16 protein-coding genes are annotated in these 18764 nt (G+C 71.9%); 13 read left to right on the top strand and 3 right to left on the bottom strand.

Annotation, left to right across the window (positions count from 1 at the left end):
- Positions 1-1505, bottom strand: a 1505-nt coding sequence (locus E1286_RS36445; protein ID WP_132620021.1) for a M28 family metallopeptidase, incomplete at its 3' end; no start/stop codon positions are given.
- A gap of 154 nt (positions 1506-1659) precedes the next feature.
- Between E1286_RS36445 and E1286_RS36440 the strand changes: the two genes are divergently transcribed.
- Positions 1660-2511 carry an aldo/keto reductase gene (locus E1286_RS36440; RefSeq protein ID WP_132620019.1) on the top strand — a complete coding sequence of 284 codons (852 nt, stop codon included), beginning with the start codon at positions 1660-1662 and terminating at the stop codon, positions 2509-2511.
- Between the two features lie 46 nt (positions 2512-2557).
- Here the strand turns inward: E1286_RS36440 and E1286_RS51525 are convergent, their stop codons facing one another.
- A complete protein-coding gene (locus E1286_RS51525; RefSeq protein WP_132620017.1) occupies positions 2558-4255 on the bottom strand; it encodes a glycosyl hydrolase family 18 protein in 1698 nt (565 codons plus the stop codon).
- Positions 4256-4506: 251 nt separating this feature from the next.
- Between E1286_RS51525 and E1286_RS36430 the strand changes: the two genes are divergently transcribed.
- From E1286_RS36430 to E1286_RS36380, 11 genes are all read left to right on the top strand, one after another.
- Positions 4507-5328 (top strand): NAD(P)-dependent oxidoreductase, encoded by an 822-nt coding sequence (locus E1286_RS36430; RefSeq protein ID WP_132620015.1) that lies wholly within the window; start codon positions 4507-4509, stop codon positions 5326-5328.
- 46 nt (positions 5329-5374) lie between these two features.
- On the top strand, positions 5375-5728 hold the full coding sequence (locus tag E1286_RS36425) for a winged helix-turn-helix transcriptional regulator (RefSeq protein WP_132620013.1): 354 nt from the start codon (positions 5375-5377) through the stop codon (positions 5726-5728).
- Positions 5729-5823: 95 nt separating this feature from the next.
- Positions 5824-6162: a luciferase domain-containing protein gene (locus E1286_RS36420; RefSeq protein WP_246075481.1), complete on the top strand. Its 339-nt coding sequence runs from the start codon at positions 5824-5826 to the stop codon at positions 6160-6162.
- 71 nt (positions 6163-6233) lie between these two features.
- Positions 6234-7466: a Tm-1-like ATP-binding domain-containing protein gene (locus E1286_RS36415; RefSeq protein WP_132620009.1), complete on the top strand. Its 1233-nt coding sequence runs from the start codon at positions 6234-6236 to the stop codon at positions 7464-7466.
- Positions 7463-8278, top strand: a complete 816-nt coding sequence (locus E1286_RS36410; protein ID WP_132620007.1) for a phosphoenolpyruvate hydrolase family protein — start codon at positions 7463-7465, stop codon at positions 8276-8278. Before E1286_RS36415 ends, E1286_RS36410 begins: the two co-directional genes overlap by 4 nt.
- 13 nt (positions 8279-8291) lie before the next feature.
- A complete protein-coding gene (locus tag E1286_RS36405) occupies positions 8292-8714 on the top strand; it encodes a cupin domain-containing protein (RefSeq protein ID WP_132620005.1) in 423 nt (140 codons plus the stop codon).
- Between the two features lie 235 nt (positions 8715-8949).
- A complete protein-coding gene (locus E1286_RS36400) occupies positions 8950-9441 on the top strand; it encodes a hypothetical protein (protein WP_187368270.1) in 492 nt (163 codons plus the stop codon).
- Positions 9441-10829 (top strand): hypothetical protein, encoded by a 1389-nt coding sequence (locus E1286_RS36395; RefSeq protein WP_132620003.1) that lies wholly within the window; start codon positions 9441-9443, stop codon positions 10827-10829. Before E1286_RS36400 ends, E1286_RS36395 begins: the two co-directional genes overlap by 1 nt.
- Entirely contained in the window at positions 10826-12313 is a 1488-nt protein-coding gene (locus E1286_RS50790) for a VWA domain-containing protein (RefSeq protein WP_132620001.1), read from the top strand. Before E1286_RS36395 ends, E1286_RS50790 begins: the two co-directional genes overlap by 4 nt.
- A gap of 17 nt (positions 12314-12330) precedes the next feature.
- Positions 12331-13443, top strand: coding sequence for an ATP-binding protein (locus E1286_RS36385; protein ID WP_132619999.1), 1113 nt, complete (start codon positions 12331-12333; stop codon positions 13441-13443).
- Complete coding sequence (locus E1286_RS36380; protein ID WP_132619997.1) at positions 13440-16208, top strand: DUF5682 family protein; 2769 nt, start codon at positions 13440-13442, stop codon at positions 16206-16208. The genes E1286_RS36385 and E1286_RS36380 overlap by 4 nt, the downstream gene beginning before the upstream one ends.
- Positions 16209-16336: 128 nt before the next feature.
- Here E1286_RS36380 and E1286_RS36375 read toward each other — a convergent pair whose 3' ends face one another.
- On the bottom strand, positions 16337-17755 hold the full coding sequence (locus E1286_RS36375; protein WP_246075479.1) for an alpha/beta fold hydrolase: 1419 nt from the start codon (positions 17753-17755) through the stop codon (positions 16337-16339).
- 225 nt (positions 17756-17980) lie between these two features.
- Here E1286_RS36375 and E1286_RS36370 point away from each other — a divergent pair.
- On the top strand, positions 17981-18764 hold a 784-nt coding region (locus E1286_RS36370), incomplete at its 3' end, for a serine/threonine-protein kinase (RefSeq protein WP_132619993.1).

The following is an 18764-nucleotide window of genomic DNA, read 5'->3' as shown; positions in this document are numbered from 1 at the left end:
GTGGCGGACTTGGCGGCTCGCTGGGCGGGGGCGGTGGCGCCGATGGTGCCCGTGTCGAAGGCGTACGTGCCCGCCAGGGTGGCGATCGCGTCGGAGTTCACGTCCAGGGCGTGGTCGTTGATGTTCTGGATGGTGTCGCAGACGCTGTGGTAGCACGGGTCGAGCGGGATGCCGGCGGTGCCGCCGAAGATCTCGGCCTCTTCCTCGGTCTTGAGCACCTCCGCCCCGGTGAACAGGCCGCCCGACGGGATCCCGACCGCGATGAACGGTCCGTAGTCGGAGCGCCCGGTGAACGCCGTCGCCGTGTACGGCAGCCCGCGCCCGGCGAAGAACTTCTCGAAGTCCTCCTCGATCACGTCCGACCCGGCAGGCCCGGAGGTGCCGAACGCGTCACCGTCACCGTCGTAGATCCCGAACGTGTAGTTCGGCGAGGCGATCATGTCGAAGTTCAGGTACAGCGCGATCTCGGCCCGCTCCTCCTCCGAGAGGGTGGCCACGTAGTGGTCGGAGCCCAGCAGGCCGAACTCCTCCGCGCCCCAGAACGCGAAGCGCATCTGGTTCTTCGGCTTGGTCTTGGCGAGTTGCAGGGCGACCTCGAGGATGCCCGCGCTGCCGGAGCCGTTGTCGTTGATGCCGGGCCCCTCCTGGACGCTGTCCAGGTGCGCGCCGAGCATGACCACGTTGTCCGGGTCGCCCTTCCTGCTCTCGGCGATCACGTTGTACGTGGTCCGCTGCTCCACGATCGGGTCCCAGTTCATCGTGACCGTGGTGCCGGGTGCGGCGGCGAGCTCCTGGCCGACCGCGAAGCTGGCGAAGAACGAGGGAACGGTCACGCCCGGCCCGCCGAGCGACGGGTTGAGGTCCACCTCGGTACGCCCGGTCTGCCCCTCGTTGAAGATGATGACGGCAGAGGCTCCGGCGGCCATGGCGTTGTCCACCTTGACGCGGAAGTTGCAGACGCCGCGCTGCATGAGCGCGATGTTCCCGGCCACGAAGCCGTTGAAGTCGCTCGTCTCGCAGCCCGAGGTCGAGGTGTTCTCCGGCCCCGGCGGCAACGTGAGGTCCACGGCCTGGACGGTGCCGGTGACCGACCCCTCGGGGGATTCGGCCATCGCCACGTAGTCGGCGAAGAACCCGTACGTGTACGTCTTCTGCGCCGGGCTGTTCTGCCGCAGCACGGGCGGGGTGACGTAACCGCTGAAGGTGAACTCGAAGGGCTGGATCGTCACGTCGTACCCGGCGGCGCGCAGCTTGCGGGCCACGTAGTCGCGGGAGGCGTCGTATCCGGGGGTGCCCGACACGCGGGTTCCGCCGTTGGCGGTGGCGATGGCCTGTAACGCCTTCAGGTGCTTCTTGACGTTCTCGCCTTGGACGGCCTTGACCAGCTTGCGGACGGAGTTGTTGTTGGGGGCGGCGCTCGCCGTGCCGGTGAAGGCCAGCGGTGACACCGCGACGGCCACGGCGGTGATGGCGCCGAGTACGCCCTTGCGCAGTCGGGAACGCATGGTTGCTCCTCGGAAGTGGAGGGTGACCCAGGTCATAAAAGCGCGCGTAGGCGGAAACGTATTCATCAATAGGGAAATAGGGAAGATTGAACCGCATATCCGTTACATCACGGACCGGAAACGGCCCACATCCGCGTACGAAACGGGGAACCCCATGTCCATAGATCTGGCGTCCACGGGCACGCTCACCATCGCCGGCAAGACCGTGCACCGCCTCGGGTTCGGGGCCATGAGCCTCACCGGGCCGGGAGTCTGGGGGCCGCCGCGCGACCACGACGAGGCCCTGCGGGTCCTGCGCCGGGTCGTCGAGCTCGGCGTCGACCTCATCGACACGGCCGACTCGTACGGGCCCTACGTCAGCGAGGAGATCATCCGTGAGGCGTTGCACCCTTACCCGGAGGGGTTGCTGATCGCGACCAAGGCCGGGTTCGTGCGCACCGGGCCGGGTGAGTGGCACGCGGTGGGACGGCCCGCGTACCTGCGGCAGGAGGTCGAGATGAGCCTGCGCCGGCTCGGCGTGGAACGGCTCGACCTGCTCCAGCTGCACCGCGTCGACCCCGAGGTGCCGCTGGAGGACCAGGTCGGCGAGCTCAAGGCGCTCCAGGACGAGGGCAAGATCGCCGCCATCGGCCTGTCGGAGGTGAGCGTCGAGCAGCTGGAACAGGCCCGGCGCGTCGCCGAGATCGTCAGCGTGCAGAACCGCTACAACCTCACCAACCGGGCCTCGGAGGGCGTGCTGGAGCACTGCGGGCGGGAGGGCATCGCGTTCATCCCGTACAGCCCGATCGGCAAGGGCTCCCTGGCCGGGCCCGGCAGCCCGGTGGAGCACGTCGCCAAGGACCTCGGCGCCACGCCCGCCCAGGTCAGCCTGGCCTGGCTGCTGGCCCACTCGCCGGTGACCATGCCGATCCCCGGCACCTCGTCCGTCGCCCACCTGGAGGAGAACCTGGCCGCCTCCACCGTGTCGCTGACACCGGAGCAGATGGACGAGCTCGGCTCCCTGTGACCGGGAAGGCCGGCCCTCCCGCGCGGAGGGCCGGTCGTCCGACGGGTCAGCTCAGGCCGTTCTCCATGGCCGTGAGGAGTTCGGCGTTCGTGGTGTCGCCGCTGAGCTCCCAGAAGAAGGCGCCACCGAGGCCCTGGTCCCGCGCGTAGCCCATCTTGCCGCCGATCGTGGCCGGCGTGTCATAGCTCCACCACTGGTTGCCGCAGTGCGCGTACGCGGTGCCCGCGACCGTGCCGGTGGCCGGGCAGCGTGTCTTGAGCACCTTGTAGTCCTCGATGCCCTGCTCGTACGTCCCCGGCGCCGGGCCCGTGGCCGTGCCGCCGGGCGCGGCCTGCGTGACCCCCGTCCAGCCGCGGCCGTAGAAGCCGATCCCGAGCAGCAGCTTGCCGGCCGGCACGCCCTTGCTCTTGAGCTTCTGGATCGCGCTGTCGGCGTGGAAGCCCGCGGTCGGGATGCCCGAGTAGGACGTGAGCGGCGAGTGCGGCGCCGTCGGGCCCTGCGGCGCCCAGGCGCCGAAGAAGTCGTACGTCATGACGTTGTACCAGTCGACGTACTGGGCCGCGCCGGCGTAGTCGGCCGCGTCGATCTTGCCGCCGTCCGTGCCGTCGGCGGTGATGGCGGCGGTGACCAGGTTGCCGGAGCCGAAGCGGGCGCGCAGGGCCGACATCAGGTTCCTGTACGCGGCCGGCCCGCTCGTGTCACAGGTCAGGCCGCAGGCGTTCGGGTACTCCCAGTCGATGTCGATGCCGTCGAAGACGTCCGCCCAGCGCGGGTCCTCGACCAGCCGGTAGCAGGACTCGGCGAACGCGGCCGGGTTCTGCGCGGCCTGGGCGAAGCCGCCGGACCACGTCCAGCCGCCGAAGGAGAACAGCACCTTCAGGTGCGGGTGCTTGGCCTTCAGCTTGCGCAGCTGGTTGAAGTTGCCGCGCAGCGCGCCCGCGTCCCAGGTGTCGGCGACGCCGTCCACGCTCTCGTTCGCCTGGTAGAAGCGGTCGTAGTCGGCGTAGCTGTCGCCGATCGTGCACTGCCCGTTCTGGACGTTGCCGAAGGCGTAGTTGATGTGGGTCAGCTTGGCCGCGGAGCCGCTGGTGTCGATGTTCTTGACGTGGTAGCCGCGCTGGTAGACGCCCCACTGCACGAAGTAGCCGAGCACCTTGTCACCGCCGCCGCCGTTCCCGCCGGTGGTCCTGGCGGTGACGGGGGTGCTCGCCGCGGAGCGGTTGCCGGCGGCGTCGCGGGCGCGGACGGTGTAGGTGTAGGCGGTGTCGGCGGTCAGGCCGGTGTCGGTGTGGGTGGTGCCGGTGACGGTGGTGACGAGGGTGGTGCCGCGGTAGAGCTCGTAGCCGGTGACGGCGACGTTGTCGGTGGCGGCGTTCCAGGCGAGCGTGACGCTGGTGCCGGTGACACCGGTGGAGCGGAGGTTGCCGGGCACGCTGGGCGCGGTGGTGTCCGTGCCGCCGCCGGTGGCGGCCTTCCACAGGGCCGGGACGTTCGCCGGCTCCCAGCCGGGCTGCGAGGTGTGCGCCTGGACGCACTCGTACTCGACGCCGTCGTACGTCACCCGGGTCCCGGCGGCGTACGACGTCCACGGCGCCCAGTCGGCGAACATGCCCTGGACGGCGCTGGTGGAGGTGCTGACGGAGGCGGTGGTGGAGGCGGTGGCCGGGGCGGCGACCGCCGCGGTGAGCGGCAGCACTGACGCCGCCATCCCGGCGAGGACCTTGCTCAGGACGCTGTGTCTCATGATGCTCCGACATCCGTAGGGGGGTGATGGGGGATGGGATGCCCAGGAAACTATTAGTAAAGTTTCCTTTTAATTATGAGACGACGGTAACCCTTGACTGTGAGGCCGTCAAGGCGCGTCCCTCAGCTTGTGAAGCCGCGCAGTGAACCCCGTACGCCTCGGGTCGCTGCCGGCCGGGCTGACCTCCAGGTAACCACGCACTTCGAAGTGCGTTCTTGTGGCAGCGCCGCCCCGAGTGAACAGTGGTCCGCATGAACACGCGGAAAGAACGCATCAGCATCCTCGGCCTGGGAGCCATGGGCCGCGCGCTCGCGAGCGCGCTCCTCGAAGCCGGAGCCGAGGTGACGGTCTGGAACCGTACCTCCGGGAAAGCGGGCGAGTTCGTCGCCCGCGGTGCGCGGGAGGCGCCGAGCGTGGAGGAGGCGATCGGGGCGGGCGACCTGACGGTGGCGTGCCTGCTCGACGACGCCAGCGTCCGCGAGACGCTGGCGCCGGCCACCCGGCACCTGGCCGGCGGGACGCTCGTCAACCTCACCAGCGGCTCCGCCCGGCAGGCGCGCGAACTCGCGGGGTGGCTCGACGGGTACGGGGTGCGGTTCCTCGCCGGCGGGATCATGGCCGTGCCGGCGACGATCGGGACGGAGGGAGCCTTCATCCTCTACAGCGGTGCGCGTGACGTGTTCGACCGTGCCGCTCCCGTGCTCGCCCCCATCGGCCGTCCGCGGTGGGTGGGCGAGGACCCAGGGGGCGCGGCGCTGTACGACATGGCCGCGCTGAGCGGCATGTACGGCATGAGCGCCGGCGCGGACCACGCCGTGGCGCTGGTCCACGCGGAAGGCGGCGACGTGGAGACGTTCAGGCGCGAGGTGCTCCAGCCGTGGATGGAGCAGATGCTCCCGATCATGGTCGCCGGCGCCGACGTGGCTGAATCCGTCCCGGAGGAGTACAACCCCGCGATGCAGGCGACCGGCCTGGAGAACATCCTCTCCGCCTCCGGGGAGGCGGGCGTGCCCGAGGATCTGGCCGGGCACCTGCGCGCCTCGCTGTGGCGGATGCGGCGCGCCGTCGGCTGAGCCCGCACCAGGGCATCGGCGAGTGGGACGGGGTGTCCCGGCTACCATGGGGCGGATGCGCAACCCGCCCTACATCTGTGCCATCGACGCCGCGATGGACGTCGTCGGAGGCAAGTGGAAAGCGCTCATTCTCTGGGCGTTGGACGAGCGGCTGCGTCGGTTCGGCGAGTTGCGCCGCAGCCTCCCTGGCATCAGCGAGAAGGTGCTCGCCCAGCAACTTCGTGAGCTGGAGGCGGACGGGATCGTCCGCCGGACCGTGTTCGACGAGTCACCGCCCCGAGTCGAGTACGAGCTGACCGACGAAGGCGTCGCCCTCTACACGGCGCTCGGCGCCCTGGGGGAATGGGGCGCCCGCCGCATGCGCGAGCTCGACATCGTCCCCACCCACGGCAAGGAGTGAGAGGGCGTCATCCACCGCTGACCCCGTGGATAACGGTTGCGGAACGGCCGGTGACGCGGAGGGGAGCCGTGCCTCAGCATGGGGGTGTGGCAGGGATGGCCGCCTGGCGGCGGACCGCCGGACGCCGGGGCCCCTACGTGGCCCGGGCGGTGGCGGAGCTTCGGTCGTGGCCGGCGCTGGCGGTGAGCGACACCCGGCGTGGCGCGGTCTTCACCGTACGCGGCACCGAGATCGTCCGGCAGACCGGCGCCGCCGAGGTGCGGGTGCGCCTGACCGCCCCGGCCATCGGCCGCCTCGGCCCCTACCTCGACGCCTGCGACCAGGTCCAGCCCTGCGCCGACGGCGCCTGGGTGACCGTCCAGGTCGACGCGGAGCCCGACCTTGAGCTGCTGCTGGCCCTCACGAGCGTGGCGATCAAGGCGCACGCGCCCTGAGCCAGGCGTATCCGGGCTCACGGCGGGGCAAGCACCCATGTGCGAACCGGGGCTCTGAGAGGTGGTCAGGCATGGCCGTGTTGTTGCTCGGGACCTTCGACACCAAGGGCGGCGAGTACGCCTACGTACGCGACCTCGTCACGGCGGCGGGCCAGGAGGTCGTGCTGGTCGACGCGGGCGTCATGGGCGGCGCCTCGCTCGCCGCCGACATCGGCCCCGAAGCCGTCGCCGCGGCCGGCGGGGCCGACCTGGAGGAGTTGTGGCGGGCAGGAGACCGCGGCGCCGCCCTGCGCGCGATGGCCGAAGGCGCCGCGGCCGTCGCCCGCGACCTGTACGCGCGCGGGCGGATCGGCGGCGTGCTCGCGCTCGGCGGCAGCGGCGGCTCCTCGATCGCGGCCGCCGCCATGCGCGTGCTGCCCGTCGGGCTGCCCAAGCTGCTCGTCTCCACCATGGCGGGCGGCGACGTCTCGGCGTACGTCGGGCAGAGCGACGTGACGCTCATGTACAGCGTCGTCGACATCGCCGGGATCAACTCGATCTCCCGCCAGATCCTCGGCAACGCCGCCGCCGCGATCGCCGCGATGGCCGCGGCCTACGAGCAGCGCCGGGCCGCCGGGCCCGCGGGCGAGGACAAGCCGCTGGTCGCCGCCACGATGTTCGGCGTCACCACGGCCGCCGTGGACGCCGCCCGCGCCCGGCTGGAGGAGCTCGGCTACGAGGTGCTCGTCTTCCACGCCACCGGCTCCGGCGGGCGGGCCATGGAGGCGCTCGCCGCCGCCGGGCACTTCGCCGGGGTGCTCGACCTGACCACCACCGAGCTGGCCGACGAGCTGGTCGGCGGCGTGCTGTCGGCGGGCCCCGACCGCCTGACGGCAGCGGGCGCCGCCGGCCTGCCGCAGGTCGTCAGCCTGGGCGCGGTCGACATGGTGAACTTCGGGCCGATGGACACCGTCCCCGAGCGCTTCCGCGACCGGCGGCTGCTCGTGCACAACCCGACCGTGACGCTGATGCGCACCACCCCCGCGGAGTGCGCCGAGATCGGCCGCGTCATCGGCGAGAAGCTCTCCGCCGCCCGCGGGCCGGTCGCGCTGTTCGTCCCGCGCGGCGGGGTGTCCGCCGTGGACGTCCCGGGAGGCCCGTTCTACGACCCGGAGGCCGACGCCGCCTGCTTCGACGCCGTGCTGCGGGCCGTGGCGGGCGGCGACGTGCAGGTGGTGGAGAGCGAGGAGGCCGTCAACGAGCCGGGGTTCGCGGTCGCCGCCGCGGAACGCCTGCACGAACTGATCCAGAAAGGGACCGGATGAATCGCGACGAGGCGCTCGGCAGGCTCCGTGCCGAGCGGAAGGCGGGCCGGCTGGTCATCGGGGCCGGCGCCGGCACGGGGCTGTCGGCCAAGGCGGCCGAGGCCGGCGGCGTGGACCTGATCATCATCTACAACTCCGGCCGGTTCCGGATGGCCGGGCGCGGCTCCCTGGCCGGGCTGCTGCCGTACGGCGACGCCAACGCCATCGTGGTCGAGATGGCCGGCGAGGTGCTGCCCGTCGTCAGGGACACCCCCGTGCTGGCCGGGGTCTGCGGCACCGACCCGTTCCGGCTCATGCCGCAGTTCCTGGACGAGCTGGCCAGGATGGGCTTCACCGGCGTCCAGAACTTCCCCACCGTCGGCCTCATCGACGGCGTCTTCCGGGCCAACCTGGAGGAGACCGGCATGGGGTTCGGCCTGGAGGTCGACATGATCCGGCTGGCCGCCGAGCGCGGCCTGCTGACCGCCCCGTACGTGTTCACCCCCGAGCAGGCCACGGCCATGGCCGAGGCGGGGGCCGACATCCTGGTGCCGCACATGGGCCTGACGACCAAGGGCAGCATCGGCGCCAAGACCGCGCTCACCCTGGAGGAGTCGGCCGTACGCGTCCAGGAGATGCACGACGCCGCCGTGGCCGTGAACCCCGACGTCATCGTGCTATGCCACGGCGGGCCCATCGCCGAGCCGGACGACGTCCGCTTCATCCAGGAACGCACCACCGGGATCGCCGGTTTCTTCGGGGCCTCCTCGATGGAACGGCTGCCCGCCGAACGCGCCATCGCCGACCAGCTCCGCGCCTTCAAGAGCCTGTGAGAGGGGAACCACCATGCATCGCCCACCGGACTCCGTGCCGACGATGGTCTTCGACTGGGGCTCGATCAAGTGGCATGTGTCGCCGTCCAGCGTGCCGGGGGCGTCGTCCACGTTCGGCGAGGTGGTGATCAACCCGAACAGGGGCCACGACCGCCACCAGCATCCGCACTCCGACGAGGTCCTCTACGTCATCGAGGGCGAGGGGCGGCAGACGGTCGGCGACGGGCCCGAGTTCGCGGTCAGGGCAGGCGACGCGATCTGGATCCCGATGGGGACCATGCACTCGACGTTCAACACCGGGTGGCGGCCGCTGCGGATCATCGCCACGTACACGCCAGGCGGGGCCGAGGAGGCGCTGCGCGATCTGCCCGGCTTCGCCGAGCTGGCGCCCGGCGAGCAGCCCACGTGGGCGGTGGCGGACGTCAAACCGGGGTGACGGGCGGGGTGACGGGCGGCGGCGCCGCCCGTCGCGGCCTCGGCGGCCAGGACGTTGACGTGGTCGAGGCGGCGCACGCAGGGGGCGGGCGGATCGTCAGCATGTTCGGCTCCGTCGTTGATCGGATTTTGTCGGCGGCCTCAGGTAGGTTCCCGGATCATGATCAGCCGTTCGCGAAGGCGCGGGCAGTCCCGCCCGCGCTCAAGACGCGGCTGGGACGGGAGGTTCTGAGGTCGTGGACGCGGACGAAACCGCGTGGGAGCAGCGCAGCATGGTGCGGCTGGTGCTGCCCGTACGGCCGCGCAAGCTGGCGAAGGTGCCCTTCGTCGAGCTCGCCGACGGCCGGCTGCAGGGGGTCGTGTCGAGCGGATCCGACATGGAGCGGGTCTACGTCTCGTCGATCACCGCGGGCACCCACGCGCTGAGCTGCAGCACCAACAACAACCGGCCGTGCGGCGGCCTGTACGGCTCGGCGTGCAAGCACATCCGGGCGCTGGCCGACGAGGCGGTCGTGCAGTACGGCCTCGACCGGGTCGCCCGCTACCTGCGGGTGGAGGTGCCCGAGGGCGATGACCTGATGGCACACGTCAGGGGGAGCGTCGAGCGCACCCCGGCGGCCGTCGTGTTCAGCCGGTTCCTGCGCCACCTGGCCTACCTGGAGGTGCCCGGCAGCGCCGACCCGCTGCCCGAGCTCCACTGGTTCCCGGCGATGGGGGCGGCACGCTGATGCTCGACGTACAACTCGGCGGGTTACTCGCCGACGGGCCGGCGGGGGCCGGCGAGGCGCTCGACCTGGTGAAGGGGTTCGACGAGGCCCTCGCGCACGGGTTCGCCCGTGTCGGCGACGAGCCGGCCGCGGCGCTGGCCGCCCTGGCGGGCGCGCTCGCCGCCACTCCTCTGGGGCCGCGCGTGGGCGAGGCCGTGGAGAAGGCGACCACGGGCTCGGCGGGCGACGAGCACCTGGCGGCCCTGGCCGGCGGGCGCGCCGCGCTGCTGGGTGCGGTGCACGACGCCCTTCTCGCCCGCCTCGACGCCGCCCTGGGCCGCACCCGTGCGCCGTGGAACGCCGCCGCGGGCGAGACGGCCGGGCCGGCGGGCAACCTGCTGGCCGGGTGCCGCGGGTGGCTGCGGGAGCTGGCCATCGTGGGCTGGCGCGGCGTCGACCACGATCTGGTCTCCTCGGCCGACCAGTCGATCGAGGCGCTGCTGGCCGTGCCCGAGCTGCGCGGTCTGGCGGTGCTGCTCGACGGGTTCGCCGCCGAGCTGCGCGCCTGCAGCCCGGTCGCCACGATGGAGCGACTGCCGGTCCGCCGCTGGGCCGACCTGTGGGCCCGCGCCATGCTGCTCTCCCACAAGGGGCCGTGGCAGGCCGGCGCCGAGCCGGTGTCGGGGCGGCTGCTCATCCTGGGCGCCGACGTCCACGAGCACGCCACCGCCGTGCGCGTGCAGGTCCACGGCATCCTCGAGCCCGCCGGCGGCGCCCCGTCCTTGCTCGTCCGTACGAGCGTGGCCGCCGCCAAGGTCGACACCATCGCCGGGCCCACCGTGTGGCGGCTGCTGAGCGACCGTCCCGTCCTGATGGGGGCGCTGGCCGGCCACCTCGCCGTCGAGATCACCGGCATGCCGATGCTGCCCGGCGGCGACCTCGTCTGGCACGACGACCGGGCGGGCGCGGCGGAGGAGGCCGACCCGTTCGCCATCGCGCGGGTCCAGCTCGCCGCCGCCACCGCGACGCCGGTGACACCGCTCGACCGCCATCCGGTGCGCATCGCCGAGCCCGTCCTGCTGGAGGGCTACACGGTCGACGGCCAGACGCTCGCCTTGGGCGGCAACACCGTCCGCGTCGACCTCGACCGGCTGCCGTCCTGCGGGCCGCTCACCCCCGAGCTGGTGGCCGCCTCCACGGCGTGTGTCGGGCTGTTGCGCTGGGACGCCGGGCAGTGGTCCGTGCAGCCGCTCGGCGTGCAGGCGACGGTCAAGAAGAAGCCGGTCGCCGTGCACACCGGAGACTGGGCGCTGGGCCCCACCGACCCCAAGGCGGTCAAGGCCGAGGCCAGAGCCGGCGACGTCGTCGCCGTGCTGCGGGAACGCGCAGGACGGCTGCTGCGCAAATGACCGGGACCTCACAGAACGAGACGACCGACGACCCGCAGAGTGTGCAGAGGGCGGAGGAGAGCAAGCGTCAGGTGCTCTACTGGCGGCTGCTGTCGCGCCTGTTCGGCACCGACGAGCAGCCCGCGCTGGAGAACGCCTCCGTCGGCATCGTCGGAGAGCTCGGCCTGCCGCCCGCGCTGCTCGACCCCAAGGTGTCGGTCGACAACCTGGTGCAGCGCTTCCCCGAGCTGGGCCCCGAGTTCGAGGGGCTCATGGCGGAGGGCGAGCACGAGAACGGCGGCGAGGTACGCCGCGCGGCCCTCGTCTCCAAGCTGCTGCTCAACGTGTTCGCGACGGGTTCCGGCAACGTGACCGCCGGCCAGCTGGAGAGCTGGAAGAAGGACGCCGCCTGGTTCGAACGCGGCATGGGCTGCGAGCCCGGCGGCCTGCGCCAGGGGCGCGGCAGGGGCAGGGGCCAGGGCCAGGGCGAGGGCGAGGGCGAGGGCGACGAATCCGGCGACGGGCAGGGCGGAGCGGGCCACGGGCGGGACGGCGCGCCCGGCGCCTCGGGCCCCGGGCGGGGTCTCGGCCCCGGCGGGTCGCACTACAGCCCGGGCGACGAGGAGCTGGCCAAGGTCCTCGCCAACCTGGAGGGCGACCTGGTCAAGCGCATGCACCTGCGCGAGGTGCTCGCCGACCCGGCCCTGGCCAGGCAGCTCACGCCCAGCATGTCGCTCATCGAGCAGCTCCTGCACGACAAGTCCAACCTGTCGGGCGTCGCACTGGCCAACGCCAAGGCGCTCATCCGCCGGTTCGTGGACGAGGTCGCCGAGGTGCTGCGCACCCAGGTGGAGAAGACCAGCGTGGGCGTCATCGACCGGTCGGTGCCGCCGAAGCGGGTGTTCCGCAACCTCGACATCGACCGCACGATCTGGAAGAACCTCCCCAACTGGAGCCCGGAGGACGAGCGCCTCTACGTCGACCGGCTCTTCTACAAGCAGACGGCCCGCCGCACCACCCCGGCCCGCCTGATCGTGGTGGTCGACCAGTCGGGCTCGATGGTCGACGCGATGGTCAACTGCACCATCCTCGCCTCGATCTTCGCCGGCCTGCCCAAGGTCGACGTGCACCTGGTCGCCTACGACACCCGGGCGATCGACCTGACGCCGTGGGTGTCCGACCCGTTCGAGGTGCTGCTGCGCACCACGCTCGGCGGCGGCACCGACGGCACGGCCGCGATGGCGCTGGCCCGGCCCAAGATCGCCGATCCGCGCAACACCGTGATGGTGTGGATCTCCGACTTCTACGACAACCGGTCGCTGATCAGTGACTTCGAGGCGGTGCACCGCTCGGGGGTGAAGTTCATCCCCGTCGGCTCGGTCAACAGCTCGGGAGCCCAGAGCGTCGACCCGTGGTTCCGCCAGAAACTCAAGGCCCTCGGCACCCCGGTGATCTCGGGCCACATCCGCAAGCTCGTCTTCGAGCTCAAGAACTTCCTCACCTAGCTAGGAGACCCCTCGACATGAGTGACATGCTGCGAGCCCCCGCAGAGGTCAAGTACGCCGACGAGCTCGACTGGCTCGAGTCGATCGACGACGGCCCCAAGCCGTTCTCGTGGCGGCTCAGCCCCCGCATGGTGCGGCTGTTCATCCTCGGCTCCGAACGTTCCGACGGGCTCGACCGCGACATCGCGCAGAAGTGGTTCGGCGACCGCAGCTTCGTCGAGCGCAGCATCGTGACCCTGGCCTCCGACCGGGGCCTGCTGCTGATCGGCGACCCGGGCACCGGCAAGAGCTGGCTGGCCGAGCTGCTGGCCGCGGCCATCTCCCGCAACTCCACGCTCGTCGTGCAGGGCACCGCCGGCACCACGGAAGACCACATCAAATACTCGTGGAACGTCTCCATGGTCATCGCCAAGGGGCAGTCCCGCGAGTCGATGATCCCCTCGCCGATCATGACGGCGATGGAGAACGGCGTGATCGGCCGCTTCGAGGAGCTCACCCGCTCCACCAGCGACGTGCAGGACGCGCTCATCTCGATCCTGTCGGAGAAGTACGTCTCCATCCCCGAGCTCGACGACGACAACATCGTCTTCGCCCAGCCCGGCTTCTCCATCATCGCCACCGCCAACAGCCGCGACCGTGGCGTCAACGACCTGTCGTCAGCTCTCAAGCGGCGCTTCAACTTCGTCCGCATCCCGGTCGTGACGAACAGGAAGAGCGAGGCGGAGATCGTCCGGTTCCGCACCGAAGAGCTGCTGCGCCGGCACCGCATCGAGCTGGACCTGCCGCCCACGCTGCTCGACATCCTGCTGCAGAGCTTCGCCGACCTGCGTTCGGCGGCGGCCTCGGCCACCAGCGACGACGAGAAGCTGGAGTCGGCGCTGTCCACGGCCGAGCAGATCGGCGTGCTGGAGGACGCCATCCTGCACAGCCACTTCTTCGGCGACCGCGTGCTGCGCGCGCAGACGCTGGCCGGCTCCCTGGTGGGCTCGCTGGCCCGGCGCAGCCCCGAAGACCTCGCCATCCTCAACAAGTACTGGCACGGCGTGGTCGAGCCGCGCAGCAAGAAGGACGGCGGCCTGTGGCCGGAGTTCCTCGAGGGCGGCCGCGAGGCCATCTCCACGCTGTCATGATCGACCAGACGAGCCCGTTCGGCACGCTGCGCGAGCAACTCCTCGACGCGGCCGAGCAGTTCGCGGGCGGTCCCGTCGCCGTCTCCGGCATCCTGTCGGGGCTCGTCGACGACGTCGACCGGGCGCTGCGCGAGGAGCTGGAGATCTTCCCGGTCTGCCACCACTCGCCGGCCTCGGCGCTGGCGATGGTGCGCAGGCTGCGCGAGAAGCAGCCGAAGGTCATCTACCTGGAGCTGTGCGAAGACCTGCAACCGCTGCTCACCGAGCTGCGCAACTGCCGGCTGCCGGTGGCCGTGCAGGCGTTCGCAACCGACCTCGAAGGCTTTCCGAAGGAGCTGGCGCCGCTCAGCGTGGTGGCGCCCATCACCGAGGCGTCCGCCGAATACCAGGCCATCGCGTACGCGCTCGACACCCCCGGCGTCGAGCTGGTGCTGGTCGACCGCTCGACCGACCACGTCTACCAGTGGACGCGCGAGGGGGAGCCCAAGCCGAGGCAGGGCGAGGAGACCGGCCTGCACGGCGACGCCGTCGGCGTCGAGATCGGCGACCTGCGCCCCCGCTTCGCCGAGCTGGAGGAGCACCTCCTCCACCACGGCAAGGTGCGCCACTGGTCGGAGTGGTGGGACCAGTACGTCGAGCAACCCCTCGCGGGCGCCGACTACGACACCTACCGCCAGGTCATGGTGATGATCGGCAGCCTGTTCCGCCGGCTCCGCCCCGACCACGACGACCGGCTGGCCCTCGACGAGGAGCGCGAGCGCTACATGTGGACCAGGATGCGCGAGCACCTGGCCGCCTCCGGCGCCGACCCCGCCGACTGCCTGTACGTCTGCGGCGCCTTCCACGCCGCCACCCGCGTCGAGCAGTTCGGCGTCCGGTCCACCGCCCCCTACGAGATCAGCCCGCGTACCGGCACCACCTGGCTGTACGGCCTCATCCCGTCCAGCCACTCGGCCATCGAGGCGCAGTTCGGGCTGGCGCCCGGCTCGGTGTCGATCGCGGCGGCGACGTGGGACAAGGCGCTCACCCGTGGCGGGCTGACGCCGTTCCGGCTGGCGGGGCAGAAGGGGGCGCGCAAACGCGCGGCCAAACTGCCCGCGCCCGCGCCGCAGGGCGAGCTCACCGACCGGTTGAGCGGGTTCCTGTCGAGGCCGCCCGCGCTGGACGCGCTCGACGAGGCCGAGCTGCTCGGCTGGTGCGTCGACATCGTCCGGCTGGCCCGCCGCAACGGCTACCTGGCCAGCACCGCCGACGCGATCGCGGTCTACGAGACCTCGATCCTGCTGGCGGGCATGCGCAACCGGGCCAGGCCCACCCCGTACGACTTCCAGGACGCGGCGGTCACCTGCATCGAGAAGGACTCCGTGCCGGGGCGGCGCGACGTTCGGCGGCTCTGCGAGATCCTGCTCGGCGGCGACCGGCTCGGCGAGGTCGGCTACGACGCCATGCCGCCGCTGGCCAGAGACGTCTACGACCGGCTCGCCCCGCTCGGGCTCGACCTGGAGAAACGGACGATCCAGCGGGCGCTGATCGACCTGCATGCCGAGCCCGAGCTGGTGCCCTGCTCCGACCTGCTGTGGAAGCTGCGCTACCTGCTGCCGTCCGACGCGGTGCGGCCCATCATGGGCGAGCGCCGGCTCGGCGAACGCTCGATCCAGGAGAGCTGGGACGTCGCCCTCGGCAAGTACCAGCGCGCCATCATCGAGCTCGGCTACGAGGGCGTCACCGTCGAGCAGGTGCTGGAGCAGCGGCTGCGGCGCGCGGTGTGGGACCCGAAGGCCACCGCGGCCGTCGCGCTGGCGGCGGTCGAGGACGCCATCCTGTTCCTCGGCAGCCGCCGCTTCGCCGACGAGCTGGGCGCGCGGGCGGTCGAGCTGCTCGCGTCCGAGCGCGGCGTCGACGACGCGCCCGAGGTGCTGCGCCGCATCCGGCGGCTGCTCGCCTACTACCGGGCGGGCGAGCCGGAGCTGCCGGCCTGGTGCGAGGCGTTCGTGACGGCCGGCTACGCCCACTACTGCACGCTCCTGCCGACCGCCGTCGTCGACGACGACACCGGCGTGCGGCAGGTCGCGGCCATGCTGGGCTTCCTGTTCACGATGGAGAGCCTCGCGATGGCGCTCGGCTGCGACCGGGCCCAGCTGGAGCTCGCGGTGCAGCAGTCCCACCCGGAGTCGCCGGCCAAGGTGGCGCTGATGTGGGCCGCCCGCCACCAGCTCGGGCTGCTGCCGCTGGCCGAGCTGCGGGCGCGCTGTGACGAACTGCTGGGCAACCCGCTGGTGATCCCGGCGTTCCCGCAGTACGTCATCGGGTTCGTGCACGCGGTGGAGCCGGCCCCGGGGCTGTCGGGGTTCGTGGTGGAGGTGATCTCCAAGGCGTTCGCGCGGCTGCCTGACTCCGTGCTGCTGCCGTGGTTGCCCAAGCTGATCGTCACGCTGCGGGACGGCGCGGGGGAGCTGATGCCGGCACTCGTCCGGGAGGCGGGGCGGACGTTCCCCGGCTCGCTGACGGCCGTGGACGCCTGGGTGCCGCCGTGGACCTCCCGCCCCAAGCCCGCCGGGTCGGTCACCGGGGCCGCGCCGGTGGCGGCCGGGCCGGTGGCGGAGCTGCTGGTGGGGCATCCTGTGGCGTGCGACGCGGTGGCGGGGCTGCTCGGATGCACGGGCGAGTGGCTCGCGCTCACCGGTGAAACCGGCTCGCAGGAGGTCACCACCCTCCTGACCACCCACCCCGAACCTGCCTCCGCCTTGGCGGCTCTGCTCGCCTGAGCACCTGGTCGGGCGCCGGTGGCGGGGGTTCTCCCGGGCTCTCGCCACCCGCCTGGCCCGGAGCATGGGCCTGGGCCGGGAGGCGCGCTCGCTTCCGCGCGGTTCCCGGCGCTGGTGGGTGTCGACCGTCAGTTCGGCCGGGTCGGGTGGCAGGTGGTGTTCGCCGGCGGGAGGCGCAGGTCCGTCAGGTACGCGTTGGCGTGGGCGATCGTGCAGGTGTCGCCCGTCAGGTACAGGCCGTGGCCGTGCCCGTCGAAGCGGACCGTCGCCGACCCCGGCACGCGCCGTACGATGTCGGCCGTGTCGTCGTAGTCGGTCCACGTGCCGGCCCCGAGGAACGGCGGCAGGCCGGCGGGCAGCGGCGCGGCCGGGTTCGCGACCGGGGCGGGCCAGCCGGTGCAGCCGAGGCGATGCCACAGCCCCATCCCGGCGAGGTTCGGCGAGACGCGCTCGCCCATCGCCCGCACGGCCCGGTACTCGCGATACCCGTCGAAGCGCAGCCCGTCGGCGCACATCGTGGCGTTCATGCCGACGTACGACGGCGGCTTGAGGCTGCCGGTCCCGGCCTTGACGTAGTCGGCGAACCCGGAGGCGTCACCGCGCTCCGCCGTCGCGATGGCCTGGGCGAGCTGCCGCCAGCGCGGATGATCGGGCGCCGGCCCGGGGCTCACCAGGTGCGGCATCGCGGCCACCTGCAGGTCGAACCCGCTGTACGCGCCGTCCTCGCCCTTGATCGGGATCGGCTTCCGGTCGGCGGCGGCCACCACCTTCCGCCAGCGCGCCGCCACGTCCGCGCCGCACGCGCCCGACGTGCCGCACCACCGCGCGAACCGGTCGAACTGCGCCTCGTACGTGCGGTAACGCGTCCGGGCGTCGGTCGTCGCGTCGCGCAACTGGTTGACCGCGCCGTCCAGGTACATGGCCCTGACCCGCTCCGGGTACAGCCGCGCGTACGCCACCGCCGGGACGCCGCCGTACGAGGTGGCGATGAAACTCAGCCGCTGCTCCCCGAGAGAGGCGCGGATCGCGTCGATGTCGCGCGCCACGGACGCCGAGTCGAGATGGTCGAAGAACTCGGGATCCACCTTCCGGCACTCCTGGGCGTTCCGCCGGATCTTCACCCCGAGCCGGGCGTACTCGCCGCGCGTGTCCGGCCGGGTCAGCCACGGGCCGGTGGTGAAGCACTCCTGCGGCAACCGGCCGAACGTGCCGGCGTTGCGCGGTTCCAGGCTCACCACGTCGAACCGTTCGCGTAGTTTCGTGAAGCTGTCGCGGTAGTAGGTGAGGTCGTCGACGCCCGAACCGCCGGGTCCGCCCGGGATGCTGAAGACCGTCCCCATGGTGTCGCCGGTGGCGGGCAGCCGGGCGATCTGGATCTTGATCGTCCCGCCGTCCGGCTTCGCCCAGTCCACGGGCACCTCGACGGACGAGCACTGCAGGTCCTTGGGCCGTTCGGCGCCCTGGCAGGGGCCCCAGACGGACTCCGCCGACGCCGAGGGCACCGCCGCGAGCGCGCCGAGCAGCGCGCCGATCGCTATCAGTTTCATGCTTCCACGCTCGCGCGCCGGGGCGCGCGTCTCCATGGTGGTGCCGCCCGTTCGTGAGGTAGTGCCTGGACTAGTTTCCGTACGCGGAATGACTGGTGTCTTTTATATGAACATTTCGGTGAATTTCGGATTAAGTCCGCCAATGCCCCCACCCGCGTCATCCGGATATTGGGCTGAATCGTAGTATTCGGTGCGGCAATTTCCGCTTATGGGGGAGGGTGGGCATTGTCTCGTCCGCGTTCGGGAGACGACCTCGGTCAGGTCGCCGGCCACCGCCTGACCGGGCTCCTCGGCGAGGGCGGTCAGGGGGCCGTCTACCTGGGGCTGAGCCCGTCCGGCGGCGAAGTGGCGATCAAGGTGCTGAACGCCCGCATGTCGGAGGATCCCGAGGGGCGCCGCAGGTTCTTCCGCCAGGTCGAGCTGGCCCGCCGGGTCGCGCCCTTCTGCACCGCCCGCGTGCTCGACACCGGAATGCACGGCGACCGCCCGTACATCGTCAGCGAATACGTCCCCGGTGACTCCCTCGACCGGGTCGTGCGCACGCAGGGACCGCGTACCGGCGGCGGTCTCGAGCGGCTCGCGGTGGCGACCGCGACCGCGCTGGCCGCCATCCACCGCGCGGGGGTCGTGCACCGCGACTTCAAGCCCGGCAACGTCATCCTCGGGCCCGAGGGCCCCGTCGTCATCGACTTCGGCATCTCCCACGCGCTCGACCACGCCGTCACCCAGAGCGGGGCGTTCGGCACGCCAGGCTTCATGGCGCCCGAGCAGCTGGACATGGGGCCGATCGGGCCGGCGGCGGACGTGTTCGGCTGGGCCGCCACGATGGTGTTCGCGGCGACGGGACGGCGTCCGTTCGCGGGCGACTCGGTGGCGGCGGTGCTGCGCGCCCTCCTCTACGACGAGCCCGACGTGTCGGGGGTGCCCGAGCCGCTGCGACCGCTGGTGGCGGCCTGCCTGGACAAGAACCCGGACCGCCGCCTCACCGCCGACACCCTCGTCCGCACCC

It is taken from the genome of Nonomuraea terrae (assembly GCF_004348995.1).
GTDB classification, from domain to species: domain Bacteria; phylum Actinomycetota; class Actinomycetes; order Streptosporangiales; family Streptosporangiaceae; genus Nonomuraea; species Nonomuraea terrae.
The sequence above is the reverse complement of the archived record's forward strand: the minus strand, read 5'-3'. Positions and strand labels throughout refer to the sequence as shown.

Excerpts from the sequence above, each read along its gene's own strand:
- E1286_RS50790 (WP_132620001.1), top strand. The coding sequence starts at position 10,826 with ATGACCGGGACCTCACAGAACGAGACGACCGACGACCCGCAGAGTGTG.
- E1286_RS36410 (WP_132620007.1), top strand. The coding sequence starts at position 7,463 with ATGAATCGCGACGAGGCGCTCGGCAGGCTCCGTGCCGAGCGGAAGGCG.
- E1286_RS36440 (WP_132620019.1), top strand. The coding sequence starts at position 1,660 with ATGTCCATAGATCTGGCGTCCACGGGCACGCTCACCATCGCCGGCAAG.
- E1286_RS36420 (WP_246075481.1), top strand. The coding sequence starts at position 5,824 with ATGGCCGCCTGGCGGCGGACCGCCGGACGCCGGGGCCCCTACGTGGCC.
- E1286_RS36395 (WP_132620003.1), top strand. The coding sequence starts at position 9,441 with ATGCTCGACGTACAACTCGGCGGGTTACTCGCCGACGGGCCGGCGGGG.
- E1286_RS36425 (WP_132620013.1), top strand. The coding sequence starts at position 5,375 with ATGGGGCGGATGCGCAACCCGCCCTACATCTGTGCCATCGACGCCGCG.
- E1286_RS36380 (WP_132619997.1), top strand. The coding sequence starts at position 13,440 with ATGATCGACCAGACGAGCCCGTTCGGCACGCTGCGCGAGCAACTCCTC.
- E1286_RS51525 (WP_132620017.1), bottom strand. The coding sequence starts at position 4,255 with ATGAGACACAGCGTCCTGAGCAAGGTCCTCGCCGGGATGGCGGCGTCA.
- E1286_RS36405 (WP_132620005.1), top strand. The coding sequence starts at position 8,292 with ATGCATCGCCCACCGGACTCCGTGCCGACGATGGTCTTCGACTGGGGC.
- E1286_RS36415 (WP_132620009.1), top strand. The coding sequence starts at position 6,234 with ATGGCCGTGTTGTTGCTCGGGACCTTCGACACCAAGGGCGGCGAGTAC.
- E1286_RS36430 (WP_132620015.1), top strand. The coding sequence starts at position 4,507 with ATGAACACGCGGAAAGAACGCATCAGCATCCTCGGCCTGGGAGCCATG.
- E1286_RS36375 (WP_246075479.1), bottom strand. The coding sequence starts at position 17,755 with ATGAAACTGATAGCGATCGGCGCGCTGCTCGGCGCGCTCGCGGCGGTG.
- E1286_RS36385 (WP_132619999.1), top strand. The coding sequence starts at position 12,331 with ATGAGTGACATGCTGCGAGCCCCCGCAGAGGTCAAGTACGCCGACGAG.